The 16,497-nt window shown below is 67.0% G+C and carries 3 protein-coding genes and 1 pseudogene; all 4 read right to left on the bottom strand.

Annotation, left to right across the window (positions count from 1 at the left end; all coding sequences use genetic code 11):
- Positions 1-12: 12 nt before the first annotated feature.
- Entirely contained in the window at positions 13-1,068 is a 1,056-nt protein-coding gene (locus ABTZ59_RS33525; protein ID WP_351423028.1) for an alpha-hydroxy acid oxidase, read from the bottom strand.
- Positions 1,069-1,127: 59 nt separating this feature from the next.
- Positions 1,128-2,243 (bottom strand): 4-hydroxyphenylpyruvate dioxygenase, encoded by a 1,116-nt coding sequence (hppD, locus tag ABTZ59_RS33520; protein ID WP_351423025.1) that lies wholly within the window; start codon positions 2,241-2,243, stop codon positions 1,128-1,130.
- A 200-nt stretch (positions 2,244-2,443) separates the two neighbouring features.
- Entirely contained in the window at positions 2,444-16,054 is a 13,611-nt protein-coding gene (locus tag ABTZ59_RS33515) for a non-ribosomal peptide synthetase (RefSeq protein WP_351423020.1), read from the bottom strand.
- Positions 16,051-16,497: pseudogene (locus ABTZ59_RS33510) on the bottom strand (condensation domain-containing protein); the annotation flags it as partial. The gene ABTZ59_RS33515 and the pseudogene ABTZ59_RS33510, both read right to left, overlap by 4 nt.

Below are 16,497 nucleotides of genomic sequence, written 5' to 3'. Positions count from 1 at the left end.
GGCGCATCGGCCCTAGGGCCGCAGTACGGTCCGGATCTCCCTGGCGGCCTTCACTCCGTCGCATCCCGCGAGGCCGAGGGCGTCACGCAGTTCCTCCGCCAGCAAGTCCAGGACGCGGCCGACGCCCCGCTCTCCCGCCGCGGCGAGCCCCCACAGCGCCGGGCGCCCCACGAGGACACCGTCGGCTCCCAGCGCGAGGGCTCGCAGTACGTCGGTTCCGCTGCGGATGCCGCTGTCCAGCAGCACCCGGCAACCACCGCCGGTCTCCGTGGCGATCTCCGCGAGAACGTCGACGCCGGCGACCGCGCCGTCCAACTGCCGGCCGCCGTGGTTGGACACGACGATGCCATCCGCGCCGACATCAACGGCGCGTCTCGCATCCTGCGGTGCGAGCACCCCTTTGAGAACGATCGGCAACTTCGTGCGGCGCCGCAGTTCCTCGATGTCCGCCCAGGTCAGGGAGGGGGTGAAAGCCGATCCGGTGTGGGAGGCCAGCGCGGATCCGGACGCCGGCGCCCGATGGGCCTCGGAGCCCGATCCCCACGTCAGGTTGGCTGCCTCCACCCCCGGGGGCAGGGTGAACCGGTTGCGGACGTCCCGTAGCCGACGTCCCATCCAGGGCACGTCCACGGTCGGCATCAGCGCCGCGCACCCCGCGGCCTCCGCACGTTCGACCAGCTCGAAGGTCTTCTTCCGGTCGCGCAACCAGTACAACTGGAACCAGACGGTGCCGCCGATCCCGGTGATCTCCTCGATCGTGCAGCTGCTCAGGGTGCTGGCGGTGAAGGGCACTCCCGCCGCCTTGGCCGCCCGCGCGGCCGCCAACTCGCCTTCCGGGTGGACGAGCTTGTGATACGCGATCGGGGCGACGGCCACCGGCATGGCGTGCCGCACCCCGAACAGCGACGTCCGCGGGTCGCAGTGCGCCACGTCGCGAAGAACTCGCGGTACGAGGGCGATCCGCCGCAATGCCGCACGGTTGGCGGCCAGCGTGACCTCGCCGCCACTGCCACCGGAGACGAAGTCCCACACTTCCGCGGGCAGGACTTTCCGCGCTGCCTGTCGCATGTCCTCCAAGCAGTGCACACGGTCGACGGTCCACGGCCCGGTGGCCCGCGCGGCGGGCGTCACAGGGACGTGCTCTGGTTCGCGAGGCGCTCCAACTCCACTGCCTCGTACAGCGCCTTGATGTTGGCACTGCCGAAGGTCTCCGCACCGCGCCTCTCGATCACCTCGAAGAAGAGGGTGCTCCGCGGGTGGGTGGAGCGCGCGAATATCTGGAACAACTGCCCGGCGTGGTCCTCATCGACGAGGATGTTCAGCTCGCGCAGGCTCTCCAGGGAGTGCTTACTCAGGGAGATGCGCTGCTCAAGAAGGCTGTAGTACGCGTCCGGGGTGGTGAGGAACTCCACGCCGCGGCCGGCCAGCGCCCCGACGGACCGCACCACGTCGTCTGCGGCGAAGGCCACGTGTTGCACACCCGACCCGACGTGGTTCTTGAGGAACTCGTCTATCTGACCGGGGTCCGCCTCGGGATCGGGCTGGAGGATCGTGAAGGTTACCTGGCCCGACTTGCTCTGCACCACTTTGGACAGCATCGCCTGCTCGCCGACGACGATCCGTTCCGCGAAGATCTCGTCGAACCCCAACGACTTCTCGTACCGCTCCACTATCGCGTCCAGCTCGCCGACGTTCGCGCACACGGCGAAGTGGTCGATCTCCAGGAGGCGCAACCCGTCCGCGGCCGCGGTGTGAGTCGGCTCCCCGACGCCGGGGAGCCGACGGAACCCGGCGGGCAATCCGGCCTCCTGGCCCGAACGCCGCTGCACCAGGGTGTGCACGACGTCGCCGAATCCGGAGACGGTCGCACTGACCGCAACGTCGTCTCCCGCGTGCTCCACGGGTTCGGCCAGGGCCTGCGCGCCGTTGTCGACGGCCTGGCGGAACGCCCTGCGCACATCACCCGTGCGCAGGGCGATGTCGGCGATGCCGTCACCGTGGGCGAATACGTAGTCGGAGGCGGGATGCTGCTCCGTCGTCGCCTCCGTCAGGACGAGCTTCATCGCGCCCTGGCTCATCACACTGGACCGGTAGCCCTGCTCCGGGGAACCACCGACTGCGACCTCCACGAACCCGTAGGAGTCACGCCACACAGCGACCTGCTCGTCCACATCGCGGACGTACATCTCGACGTAGTCCAGCTCGAAGTCGTCGACGATTGTGTTGGCCTGGGAAGACGTCATGGAAACTCCAGTTCTCCTGAGTGACGAGACAGCGTTTACGAGAAGAAGAAAGGACAAAAGCACTCCCGATGTCAGGTGTGCGCGTGCATGCGTACGGCAGCGGCAAGGGAGTGGCGCTGGGCCCGGACACACCCGGCTCGGAAGGCCGTACGGAGAGACAGCGCGCGGCGCGTGTGTCCGCGCCCTGTCCCCTGCTGCGGTCAGAGGCCGTCGGCCGGCCTTCTTCCGGGCTTCAACCGGTCCCGGAGTATCCGGCCGATGTGCTCAAGCGGCTCGGGTTGCATCATGCCGACGTGATCACATTCAATCACGTGTTCATCAACTCCGTTTGTGACATGGGGAGTCCACGCCTCACGACCGGTCATCGGCATGAGGTTGTCGACACCCGCACGGAAGAAGAGGAGGTCTCCTTCCACGACACCGGGTGTCAGGGACCGGGCGAGCCTGCGGTTGTTCTCGATCACGTCGATCAGGCCCGCTGCCTGGTCGACGTCGATGTCGAGGCTCCGTGCCACCTCGCCCATCTGGTCGGCTGCGTAGGCTTCGAGCAGGTGTGAGACCCCCTCGGCGTCGACGCCCACGGCGTCGGCACCCACGGCAACTTCTTCGGGGAGAGCGAGACCGGCAGCCTCGGCGAGGGCTCTGATGAGGCTCTGCCGGTCGTCCTCCACAACGGACGCCTGGGACGACGGCGGATAGGCATCGACGACCGCGAGGAGACCGACCTCCTGCTGCTTCTGGAGCTCCTCGGCCACTGCGTGCGCGACGAGCCCTCCGAAGGACCACCCCAGGAGACGGTACGGCCCATCGGGCTGGACGGAGCGGATGATCTGCGCGTACTCGACGGCCATCTCCTCGACCGTGGCGGCGGGTTCCCCGCCGCCCACGCCCCGGGACTGTAGGCCGTAGATCGGCAGATCTGCCGGCAACTCCTTGAGCAGGCCGACATAGCACCAGCTCAGACCCGCCACGGGGTGCACACAGAAGAGAGGGCTGTCCGAGCCCTGCCGACGCAGAGGGAACAGTGCGTCGAACGGGTCCGAGACATCGCCTTCGTCGAGTCGCTCCGCGAGCCCGGCGACGGTCGGGGCCTCGAACAAGGACCGGATGCCGACCTCCACCCCGAGGACGGTGCGGATCCGGCTCACCAGCCGGGTCGCCAGCAACGAATGCCCGCCGAGATCGAAGAAACCGTCGTCGATCGACACGGACTCGACGCCGAGGACCTCGGCGAACAGGCCGCACAGGATCTCTTCCCGCGGCGAGCGCGGCGACCGCCCCGACTCGTCCATGGTGTGTTCGGGAGCCGGCAGGGCGTTGCGGTCGAGCTTCCCGTTCGGTGTCAACGGCAGCGCGTCGAGGGTGACGAACGCGGAGGGCACCATGTAATCCGGCAGCCGGTCCGCCACATGCCGACGCAACAGATCAGCCGGTACCGCTTCGCCGGCGACGGGCACCGCGTAGGCGGTGAGCCGCTTGTCGCCCGGAGTGTCCTCCCGCACCACGACCACGCTCCGCGCGACCGACGCGTGCTCCGCCAGGACCGCTTCGATCTCGCCCGGCTCGATACGGAAACCCCGCACCTTCACCTGCGCATCAGCACGCCCCACGAACTCCAGCACCCCATCGGCCGACCAGCGCACCACATCCCCGGTGCGGTACATCCGCGAACCCGCGACCACGGCAAACGGATCGGCAACGAACCGCTCCGCCGTCAAACCCGGACGCCCCAGATACCCCCGGGCCAACTGCGCACCCGCCACATACAGCTCACCCGCCACCCCCACCGGAACCGGCGACAAACCCCCATCCAGCACATACACCCGCGTATTCCACACCGGACGACCGATCGGCACCGTGCCGTCACCCGCGGACAGCACCGCATCAGCCGGCACCGGATAGTCCGTGCACCCCACGGTCGCCTCGGTCGGACCGTAATGCGCCACCACCGACACCCCCGGATGAGCCCCACGCCACCGCATCACCGCATGAACAGGAATCTCCTCCCCGCCCAGCATCAACTGGCCCACCGGCACAAACCCACCACCAGCACCCTCCAGAACCGGCAGATGACTCGGCGTCACCTTCAGGAACGACACCGGCAACCCGGCACCCGCACCCCCCTCGACAGAGACAGAGTCCAGCGCCGCCACCACCACACACCCACCGGCGACCAAAGCCCCGTACAGACCGGTCACCCCCGCATCGAACGACACCGAGGCATGCCACAACGTCGAACCCGCAAGACCCGGATACGCCTCCGGACACCGCACCACGTAATTCACCAACGCCGCATGCGACACCACCACACCCTTCGGCCGACCCGTCGAACCCGACGTATAAATCACATACGCCGGATGCGCAGACACCAGCGAAGACAGCCGATCACCATCGGACAGGTCTCCGCCGTCCCGGCCACCCACGGCCCGCCGGACTTCGGGATCATCGAGCAGCAAGTACCGTGCGGCGCCGTCCCGGGGCAACAAGGCCTCCGTGGCCGTATCCGTGACCACCAAAACCGGCCCGGCGTCCGCAAGCATGTAAGCGATCCGGTCCGCCGGATACTCCGGATCCACCGGCACATAACCCGAACCGCTCTTCAACACCGCCAGCAACGCCACAACAAGGTCGACCGACCTCGGCAGAGCGACGGCGACGAACCTCTCCGGACCCGCACCACACGCCACCAGATGACGAGCCAGACGATTCGCCCGAGCGTTCAACTCCGCATACGACAGCTCGACACCACCACTGACCACGGCCAGCGCGTCCGGAGTGCGAACCACCTGCGCCTCGATCAGCTCCGGCAACGACACGTCCGGAACCTCACGAACCGTGTCGTTCCACTCGACCAGCACCCGCCGACGCTCATCGCCAGCAAGCACACTCACACTCCGAATCGGCTGGTCGGGTGCGCGCGTGACGGTTTCGAGGAGCAGGGACAGCCGCTCGGCGAGTTGCTCGACGGTGGTGCGCTCGAACAGATCGGTGCGGTAGTCGAGCCGCCCCGCGAGGCCGGCCGGTACGCCGTCGCTCGCCTGGCTTTCTCCCAGGCTGAACGACAGGTCGAACCTGGCTGCCATCTCGCCGGCAGCTTCGGCCTGCGTCTGGACGCCGGGCAGGTCGAGGTCGGATTGCGCGTTGTTGTGGAAGGTGAGCATGACTTGGAAGAGGGGGTGGCGGGCCATGGAGCGCGCCGGGTTGAGGATCTCCACCAATCGCTCGAACGGCACGTCCTGGTGGGCGTACGCGGCGAGGTCGGCTTCCCGGACGCGCTCCACCACCTGCCGGAACGTCGGGTCACCCGACAGGTCGGTCCGCAGAACCAGCGTGTTCACGAAGAATCCGACCAAATCATCGAGCGCGTCATCGGTACGACCCGCGACCGGCGTCCCGATCGGAATGTCCTCCCCGGCGCCCATCTTCGACAGCAGCACCGCCAGCGCCGCCTGCACGGTCATGAACACACTCGCGCCGCAGGAACGCGACAGTTCCACCAGCCGGGCGTGGACTTCGGCCGGTACGTGCACGTCCACGGAAGCACCCTTGTGCGACGCGATCGCGGGGCGCGGGTAGTCGACGGGGAGCTCCAGCTGCTCCGGAAGGCCGGCCAGGGCCTGCTTCCAGTACGCGACCTGGGCCGCGATCACACTGTCCGGATCACCCTCGTCACCCAGCACCTCACGCTGCCACAACGTGTAGTCCGCGTACTGCACCGGCAGCTCCTGCCATGCCGGTGCACGTCCCTGGCAACGGGCCGCATACGCCTGCGAAAGATCCTTCGCCAGCGGCGCCATCGACCAGCCGTCCGCCGCAATGTGATGGACCACCATCACCAACACCCACTCACCAGGAACATCGGTGACCTCCAGCAGACGCACCCGCCACGGCAGATCCCGCTCCAGATCAAACCCGGCACCCGTCACACCCACCACTGCCGCAGCGACACGATCGGTGGCCACTGCCTCCACGACGACATCGGGAGCACCCGCGGCGCCCCGCCGAATCTCCTGCCACGGCTCCCCGTCCACCTGCGGGAACACGGTGCGCAGACTCTCGTGCCGACCGGCGACATCCGCGAGCGCGGCCCGCAGCGCCTCCACGTCCAGAGCGCCGGTCAGACGCAGAGCGAGGGGGATGTTGTACGTCGCCGAGACACCCTCAAGCTGACCCAGGAACCACAGGCGGCGCTGCGCGAAGGACACCGGAAGAACCTCCGGCCGCATCCGCCGTTCCAACGGCTCACGGAGCTGACCCCCCTCACCGAGCTGGACCACTAGGCCCGCGACGGTCGGGGCCTCGAACAAGGACCGGATGCTGACCTCCACCCCGAGGATCGTCCGGATCCGGCTCACCAGCCGGGTCGCCAGCAACGAATGCCCGCCGAGGACAAAGAAACTGTCATCAATCGACACCGACTCCACACCCAGAACATCGGCAAACAACCCGCACAAGACTTCCTCACGCGCCGTCCGCGGCGCCCGCCCCGACACATCCGCGGCATATACGGGAACAGGCAGCGCCCGCCGGTCCAACTTCCCGTTCAGGGTCAGGGGCAGGGCATCCAGGGGGACGAAGGCGGAGGGCACCATGTAATCCGGCAACCGCTCCCCCACATACCGACGCAGAACAGCGGCATCGAAGTCCTCCGCCGCAGACACGACGTAGGCGACAAGACGCTTGTCACCAGGAGAGTCCTCCCGCACAACCACCGCCGCCTGAGCAACCTGCTCATGCCCAGCGAGAACAGCCTCGATCTCGCCCGGCTCGATACGGAAACCCCGCACCTTCACCTGCGCATCAGCACGCCCCACAAACTCCAAAACCCCATCCACCGACCACCGCACCACATCACCCGTGCGGTACATCCGCGAACCCGCCACCACAGCAAACGGATCCGCCACAAACCGCTCCGCCGTCAAACCCGGACGCCCCACATACCCCCGAGCCACACCCGTCCCAGCGATATACAACTCACCCGCCACACCCACCGGAACCGGCGACAAACCCCCATCCAGCACATACACCCGCGTATTCCACACCGGACGCCCGATCGGAATCGCATCCGGCAGCTCGGCATCGGTGTACCACGAAGTCGCATAGACAGTGGCCTCAGTGGGCCCATAACAGTTCGCAACGCGAGCCACAGGAAAGGCCGAACGGACCTTCCTGGCAACAATCGGCGAAATCGCCTCACCCGCCATGACAACCGTTGCCGCATCCGCATCCGGCGCACGCTCCAGCACACTTGAGAACACCGAAGGCACACCGCTCACCAACGGCCGACCGGTCCCCCCGACAGCCTCTTCGCCGAATGCAAGTAGATCCCGGATCAGGTGGACCCTGCCGCCGGCAAGCAGCGGAGCCATGATCTCGAACACCGACACATCGAAGTTGAGCGACGTCGACGCGCAGACATCCTCCAGCCGCCCCGAACCAAGCCCCTCAGCAGCCCACGAAGCAAGGTTCACCACGCTGCCGTGCTCGACCATCACACCCTTCGGCCGCCCCGTCGAACCCGACGTATAGATCACATACGCAGGGTGCGCAGGCAGCAGCGAACACACGCGATCACCATCGGACAGGTCTCCGCTGTCCCGGCCGGCCACGGCCTGCCGGACTTCGGGATCACCGAGCAACAGACACGGCACGGCGCCGTCCCGGGGCAACAAGGCCTCCGCAACCGCTTCCGTCAGAACCACAACGGGTTCGGCATCCGCAAGTATGTAAGCGATCCGGTCCGCCGGATACTCCGGATCCACCGGCACATAACCCGAACCGCTCTTCAACACCGCCAGCAACGCCACAACAAGGTCGACCGACCTCGGCAACGCCACCGCCACCAAGCGCTCCGGACCCGCACCACACCCCACCAGATGACGAGCCAGACGATTCGCCCGAGCGTTCAACTCCGCATACGACAGCTCGACACCACCACACACCACAGCAACGGCACCAGGAGTACGCGCCACCTGCGCCTGGAAGAGCTCGGGCAGCGTCCCGTACGGAACGTCACAAGCAGTTGCGTTCCAGTCGGTCAGGATCCGGTGTCGCTCCTCGGCACCGACCACACTGACGGAACGGATCGCCGCATCGGGATCGGCGGTGACGGCTTCCAGCACGCGCACCAGGCGATCCGCAAGACTCTGGACAGTGGTCTCCGCGAACAGGTCGGTGCGGTAGTCCAGCTGTCCTTGCAGTCCTGCGGGTGCTCCGTTCTCGTCCCGGAGTTCACCCATGCTGACAGACAGATCGAACTTGGCCACCGCGCCTTCGACCTGTTCTCCACGAACGGTCAGACCAGGCAGGTCGAGATCGGGCCTGGCGACGTTCTGGAAGGTGAGCATGACTTGGAAGAGGGGGTGGCGGGCCATGGAGCGCGCCGGGTTGAGGATCTCCACCAATCGCTCGAACGGCACGTCCTCGTGCGTGAACGCGGCCAGGTCCGCCTCCCGAACCCGTTCGACCACGTCCCGGAACGTCGGATCGCCCGACAGGTCGGTCCGCAGCACGAGCGTGTTCACGAAGAATCCGACCAGATCATCGAGCGCGTCATCGGTACGACCCGCGACCGGCGTCCCGATCGGAATGTCCTCCCCGGCACCCATCTTCGACAGCAGCACCGCCAACGCGGCCTGCACGGTCATGAACACACTCGCGCCGCAGGAACGCGACAGTTCCACCAGACGGGCGTGGACTTCGGCCGGTACGTGCACGTCCACGGAAGCACCCTTGTGCGACGCGATCGCGGGGCGCGGGTAATCCACCGGCAGCTCCAACTGCTCCGGAAGGCCGGCCAGGGCCTGCTTCCAGTACGCGACCTGGGCCGCGATCACACTGTCCGGATCACCCTCGTCACCCAGCACCTCACGCTGCCACAACGTGTAGTCCGCATACTGCACCGGCAACTCCTCCCACCCCGGCGCATGTCCCCGGCAACGGGCCGCATACGCCCGCGAGAGATCCTTCGCCAGTGGCGTCATGGACGAGCCGTCCGCCGCAATGTGATGGACCACCATCACCAACACCCACTCACCAGGCGCATCGGTGACCTCCAGCAGACGCACCCGCCACGGCAGATCCCGCTCCAGATCAAACCCGGCACCCGTCACACCCACCACTGCGGCAGCGACACCGCCGGCCGGCACAGCCTTCACGACGACATCGGGAACACCCGCCGCACCCCGCCGAATCTCCTGCCACGGCTCCCCGTCCACCTGCGGGAACACCGTCCGCAGACTCTCGTGCCGACCCGCGACATCCGCCAGCGCACCCCGCAACGCCCCCACATCCAACACACCCGTCAGACGCAACACGAGCGGAATGTTGTACGTCGCCGACACACCCTCAAGCTGACCCAGGAACCACAGACGGCGCTGCGCGAACGACACCGGAAGAACCTCCGGCCGCACCCGCCGCCCCAACGACTCCCGAACCCGACCACCCTCACCAAACCGCCCCACCAACCCCGCCACAGACGGAGCCTCGAACAACGACCGGATGCTGACCTCCACCCCCAGGACCGTCCGGATCCGGCTCACCAGCCGGGTCGCCAACAACGAATGCCCACCCAACTCGAAGAACCCGTCATCGATCGACACCGACTCCACACCCAGAACCTCGGCAAACAAACCGCACAAGATCCCCTCCCGCGGCGAACGCGGCCCACGCCCGGCACCACCCCGCGTGTAATCCGGGGCCGGCAGCGCCCGCCGATCCAACTTCCCGTTCGGTGTGAGAGGCAGGGCATCAAGGGGAACGATGGCGGAGGGGACCATGTAGTCCGGCAACCGCTGCGCGACGAGCCCGCGCAGCACGGCCGGATCCGCCACGGTTCCCGCGGCGGGCACCACGTAGGCGGTGAGCCGCTTGTCACCCGGAGAGTCCTCACGCACCACCACCGCGCTCTGCGCCACCAGCACGTGCTCCGCCAGCACCGCCTCGATCTCACCCGGCTCGATACGGAAACCCCGCACCTTCACCTGCGCATCAGCACGCCCCACAAACTCCAGCACGCCATCCACCGACCACCGCACCACATCCCCGGTCCGGTACATCCGCGAACCCGCCACCACAGCAAACGGATCGGCAACGAACCGCTCCGCCGTCAAACCCGGACGCCCCACATACCCCCGGGCCACACCTGTCCCAGCGATATACAACTCACCCGCCACACCCACCGGAACCGGCGACAAAGCCCCATCCAGCACATACACCCGCGTGTTGTCCATCGGCCGACCGATCGGCACCGAACCACCCACGACCGCACCCACCGGAACCTCGAACTGCGTCGCACACAAGGTGATCTCCGTCGGCCCGTACAACACCCGCACCACCGTGCCCGGACACACCTCCACCACCCTCCGCACCGCCACCGGCGACACCACATCACCACCCGTCAACACCTCACGCAGCTGGGCGAGGCAGGTCGGGACCTCTTCGGCTATGACGCGGAACAGTCCCGCCGTGAGAACGACGCCCGTGATGTCGTGAACCTTGATCAGCTGTTCCAGGGACGGGGCGTCCAGGTTTCCTGGAGGAGCCACGACGATGGTCGCGCCGGAGAGCAGAGGGGCCCACAGCTCGAACGTCGAGGCATCGAAGGCATACGGCGAGTGGAAAAGGACGCGCTCGTGGTTGTCCGTCGCCCAGCAGCGGTCCAGCACGAGGTCCGCGACGCCGCGGTGGGTGGCGGCCACGCCCTTGGGTTCACCGGTCGACCCGGATGTGTACATCACGTAGGCGAGTCCGTCCGCACCAGCAGCACCGGCCGGCCTCACCGGTCCCGACGCGGAAGCCGCCCTGAGGACTTCATCGCAGTAGATGATCTCGGCCGTTCCCGCGAACTCGGCGGCTTCCGCCGGACGGTCCGTCACCAGCAGTTCAGCGGCGCAGTCTGCCATGACCAGCCGACGTCGGCTCGGCGGGTGGCCCTCATGCAGCGGTACGTAGTGGGCACCGGTCTTCAGTACGGCCAGCAGCGTGGTCACCAGGTCAGCGGACCGCTCCATCCACAGACCGACTGCGCGCTCGGGTCCGGCGCCCTTGGCGGCGAGATGGCGCGCCAGTCGATCCGCGCGCTCGTTCAGTTGCGCATAGGTGAGCTCAAGCCCGTCGCTCACCACTGCTGACGCGTCGGGGGTCCGTGCAACGTGAGCTTCGAACAGCTGGGTGAGTGTCGCCCCGGGCCTTTCGCGCGCTGTGTCGTTCCAGGCGTGCAGGACCCTTTCGCGTTCGGCCGTCCCAAGGACGTCTACCTGACGGAGGGGGGCGTCAGGGGAGGTGACGACGGCGTCGAGGAGCTGGACCAGTCGTCGGGCGAGATGTTCGACGGTAGCCGTGTCGAACAGGTCGGTGCGGTAGTCCAGGCTCCCTTCGAGCCCTGCGGGCGTGCTGTCGGTGTGGGTCTCACTCAGGCTGATGGACAGATCGAACTTCGCGACCGTCCCCTCCACCGGCTCCTGCCGTACGGCCAGGTCGGGCAGTTCGAGTATCGATTCGGTCGTCGATCCGGCCATGGCACTGCGGAAGGTGGAGAGGAGCGGTGCACGGTGCCGCACGGTGAGCATGACTTGGAAGAGGGGGTGGCGGGCCATGGAGCGCGCCGGGTTGAGGATCTCCACCAATCGCTCGAACGGCACGTCCTGGTGGGCGTACGCGGCGAGGTCGGCTTCCCGGACGCGCTCCACCACTTGCCGGAACGTCGGGTCGCCCGACAAGTCGGTCCGCAGGACCAGCGTGTTCACGAAGAACCCGACCAAATCATCGAGCGCGTCATCGGTACGACCGGCCACCGGCGTCCCGATCGGAATGTCCTCCCCGGCGCCCATCTTCGACAACAGCACCGCCAGCGCCGCCTGCACCGTCATGAACACGCTCGCCCCGCAGGAACGCGACAGCTCCACCAGACGGGCGTGCGTTTCGGCCGAGACCCGTACACCGACCGATGCACCCTCATGGGAGGCCACGACGGGCCGGGGGTGGTCGACCGGCAGCTCCAGTTGCTCCGGAAGATCGGTCAGGGCCTGCTTCCAGTAGCCTTCTTGGGCGGCGATCACGCTGTCCGGGTCGTTCTCGTCACCGAGAATCTCGCGCTGCCACAAGGTGTAGTCGGCGTACTGCACCGGGAGTTCACCCCACGCCGGGGCTTTACCCTGGCGGCGAGCCACGTATGCGACGGACAGGTCCCTGACCAGGGGCCTCATCGACCAGGCGTCGGCCGCGATGTGATGCACCACCATGACCAGCAGGCACTCGCCGGGGGCGTCGGTGACGTCCAGCACCCGAACCCGCCACGGTAGGTCCCGCTCCAGATCGAAACCGGCGGTGACCACTGCCCCGACAGCGGCCGGAACTCCGGCTTCCGAGACCCGCTCAACGACGCACTCCGGGACCGCCTCGGCACCCGCCAGGACATGCTGCCGCGGCTCGCCGTCCACCTGCGGAAACACCGTCCGCAGGCTCTCATGCCGACCCGCGACGTCCGCCAGCGCGGCCCGCAGCGCCTCCACGTCCAAAGCGCCGGTCAGACGCAACACGAGCGGAATGTTGTACGTCGCCGACACACCCTCAAGCTGACCCAGAAACCACAGGCGGCGCTGGGCGAACGACACCGGAAGAACCTCCGGCCGCACCCGCCGTACCAGCGGCTCACGGACCCGGTCACCTTCATCGAGTCGGTCCACCAACCCCGCAACGGTCGGGGCCTCGAACAAGGACCGGATGCCGACCTCCACCCCCAGGACCGTCCGGATCCGGCTCACCAGCCGGGTCGCCAGCAACGAATGCCCACCGAGATCGAAGAAACCGTCGTCGATCGACACGGACTCGACAGCGAGGACCTCGGCGAACAGACCGCACAGGATCTCCTCCCGCGGCGACCGCGGCCCCCGCCCGGCGGTGGCCACGACGTACTCCGGCGCCGGCAGGGCCCGCCGGTCAAGCTTGCCGTTCGGCGTCAGCGGCAGGGCGTCAAGCACCACGAACGCCGAGGGCACCATGTAGTCCGGCACGTGCTCGGACACGTGCTGACGTAGCAGAGACGCCGAATCCGCCGGTGCCCCGTCCGCTCCCGCCGCGGGCACGACATAGGCGACGAGGCGCTTGTCGCCGGGGTCGTCCTCCCGTACGACGACAGCCGCCTGGGCAACCTGCTCATGCCCAGCGAGAACGGCTTCGATCTCGCCCGGCTCGATACGGAAACCCCGCACCTTCACCTGCGCATCAGCACGCCCCACAAACTCCAAAACCCCGTCCACCGACCACCGCACCACATCACCCGTGCGGTACATCCGCGAACCCGCGACCACAGCAAACGGATCGGCAACGAACCGCTCCGCCGTCAAACCCGGACGCCCCAGATACCCCCGAGCCAACTGCGCACCCGCCACATACAGCTCACCCGCCACCCCCACCGGAACCGGCGACAAACCCCCATCCAGCACATACACCCGCGTATTGGCGAACGCATCACCGATCGCCGGCGGCAACAGACCACCAGACCCACCACCCACCACACACGACGTCACCCACACCGTCGCCTCAGTCGGCCCATACAGGTTCACCACCTCACGACCCAACCCACACATACCCTCCGCCAACACCGAAGGCAGCGCCTCACCACCCACCAGCATCCGCAGACCCCGCACAGACCCAGGAACCTCCGCCACCAACACCTGCCACAACGACGGAGTCGCCTGCATCACCGACACACCCGACCCACGCACCAGCCCACCCAGCACAAACGGATCCCGAACCTCCTCCCGCCCCGCAACCACCACACACGCACCACCAACCAACGGCAGAAACAACTCCAACACCGCAATATCAAACGCAACCGTCGTCACCGCCAACAACCGGTCGGACGAATCCAACCCACACCGCACACCCGCCGCCGCCAAAAACCCCACCAACGCCCCATGCGACACCACCACACCCTTCGGCCGACCCGTCGAACCCGACGTATAAATCACATACGCCGGATGCGCGGACAGCACCGAAGACAACCGATCACCATCGGACAGGTCGGACGCATTGGCCGTGGCGACCACCTGTACGACCTCGTCGTCGTCCAGGAGCACACGAGGCACATCGGTGTCGGGCAAGCCGGGTGAGGTCTCCGTATCGGTGATCACCAGCACGGGCTCGGCATCAGCCAGCACATACGCGATGCGGTCAGAGGGGTAGTCCGGATCCAGCGGGACGTATCCGGCACCGCTCTTCAGCACCGCGAGCAGCGCAACCACCAGGTCGGCCGACCTGGGCAGCGCGACGGCGACGAGCTTCTCCGGACCCGCACCGCACGCCACCAGATGACGAGCCAGACGATTCGCGCGGGCATTCAACTCCCCATACGACAACTCGACCCCACTGCTGATCAGGGCCGGCGCGTGCGGAGTGTGTGCCGTCTGCTTCTCGATCAGTTCCGGGAGCAGCGCAGCAGGTGTCTCGCGGGCCGTGTCGTTCCACTCGGCCAATATCCGGTGCTTCTCTGCGGCGCCGAGCAGGTCGAAGCGTCCCACCGCGTCATCGAGTCCGGTGGTGGTCGCTTCCAGCACCCGGGTCAGCTGGGACCCGATCTGTTCCACTGCCGCCCGGTCGAAGAGGTCGGGCCGGTAGTCGAGTCGCAGCCGGAACTCGTCTCCGGGCATCACGATCAGACTGAGCGGATAGTGCGTGCTGTTCCGCCCTTCCAGCCGTTCGACGCGGATGGCATCAACCGCCTCCGCGGCCCTCGGTACGACACCGGTCGGGTAGTTCTCGAAGACGACGACGGTGTCGAAGAGTTCGTCGGCCGGGGTCAGTTTGTGGATGTCGGTGAGTTTGAGGTGCTGGTGGGCCAGGAGGGCACTCTGTTCGTCCTGGAGCCGCACCAGCGCCTCCCGCACCGATTCGGCAGGCTTCAGGCGTACCCGTACCGGCACGGTATTGATGAACAGGCCGACCATCGACTCGATGCCAGGGATCTGAGCCGGGCGTCCCGCGACGGTCGCGCCGAAGACCACATCGTCCTGACCCGTCATATGCCCGAGCAGCACCGCCCACGCCTGCTGAACCACGGTGTTCAACGTGACCCCACAGCCCCGCGCCACACTCGTCAGCGCAACGGCCAACTCCTCCGACAGACGTACGGTGATGTGTTCGGGAGCCGACTGCGACGCACGGGCGTGCACCGAGGCGAGCCGGGTCGCTTCCTCCACACCCGCAAGAGACCGCCGCCACGCCTCCTCGGCCGCACCACGATCCTGTCCCGCCACCCACGCCAGATAATCCCGGTAGGGCCTCACAGGCGCCAGGCCGTCACCGCGGCCTCCATGCTCATAGGCAGTCATCAGGTCGCGCATCAGCACGGGCAGCGACCACCCGTCCAGCAGCAGGTGGTGGCTCGTGAACTCCAGCCGGAACCGCTGGTGACCGAGCCGGATCAGCGTGAACCGCAACAGCGGCGGGACGGACAGCTCAAAACGCCGCCTCCGGTCCTGCTCCAGCCATGCCTCGATCGCGGTCTCCTGGCTGTCGGCGTCCAGGCCCGAAAAGTCGATCTCCTCCCAAGGCACGTCGATCTGCTTGGGGATGACCTGGACCGGCTGCCGCAGACCCTCGTGCATGAAGGCGGCGCGCAGGTTCTTGTGCCGCTTGAGAACGACTCGGGCGGACGCCTTCAGAGCCGCGACATTCAGCGGTCCTTCTATGAGGAAAGACATCTGCGTCGTGTAGACGTCCAGTGCCTGCTCGTCGTAGAGAGCGTGGAAGAGCAGACCCTCCTGCAGAGGAGCCAACGGAAGAATGTCTTCCAATTCATTCCGCTTCACTTGTCGTTCCTCCACAGCTGTTCGAGTTGATCAATTTCTGCCTGGTTCAGGGAGACCAGGGGAAGATCGGAAGGCGTGTATCCACCCGCGTCGGGATCGGACGCGTGACGGGTGATCGCCGCCAACGCCTCGACGAACAACCCCGACACCTCAACAACATCGCGTTCCTCAAGCACACCCGGCACCCACGACCAGGACACCTGCAGACACGGACCCGCCTCACCATCCCGGACCACCGCATTGATCTCCAACGCATGAGGAACCGGCATCCGCGGATCCAACCCACTGCCCAACGCCACCGACTCAGGAGCAATCTGCCACGCACCACCACCATCACCACCCACACCAAACCGGCCCAGATAATTGAACCCAATCTCAGGCCGCGCTCCCCCCTCCAGCACCACACCCGTCTCCGCATTCAAATACCGCAACAAACCAAAACC

This window comes from Streptomyces sp. NPDC094034, from assembly GCF_040303865.1.
In the GTDB taxonomy this organism is placed as follows: domain Bacteria; phylum Actinomycetota; class Actinomycetes; order Streptomycetales; family Streptomycetaceae; genus Streptomyces.
The sequence above is the reverse complement of the archived record's forward strand: the minus strand, read 5'-3'. Positions and strand labels throughout refer to the sequence as shown.

What these genes read in the sequence shown, in the direction of transcription:
- ABTZ59_RS33525 (WP_351423028.1), bottom strand. Translation starts at nt 1,068, where the DNA reads ATGCGACAGGCAGCGCGGAAAGTCCTGCCCGCGGAAGTGTGGGACTTC.
- hppD (WP_351423025.1), bottom strand. Translation starts at nt 2,243, where the DNA reads ATGACGTCTTCCCAGGCCAACACAATCGTCGACGACTTCGAGCTGGAC.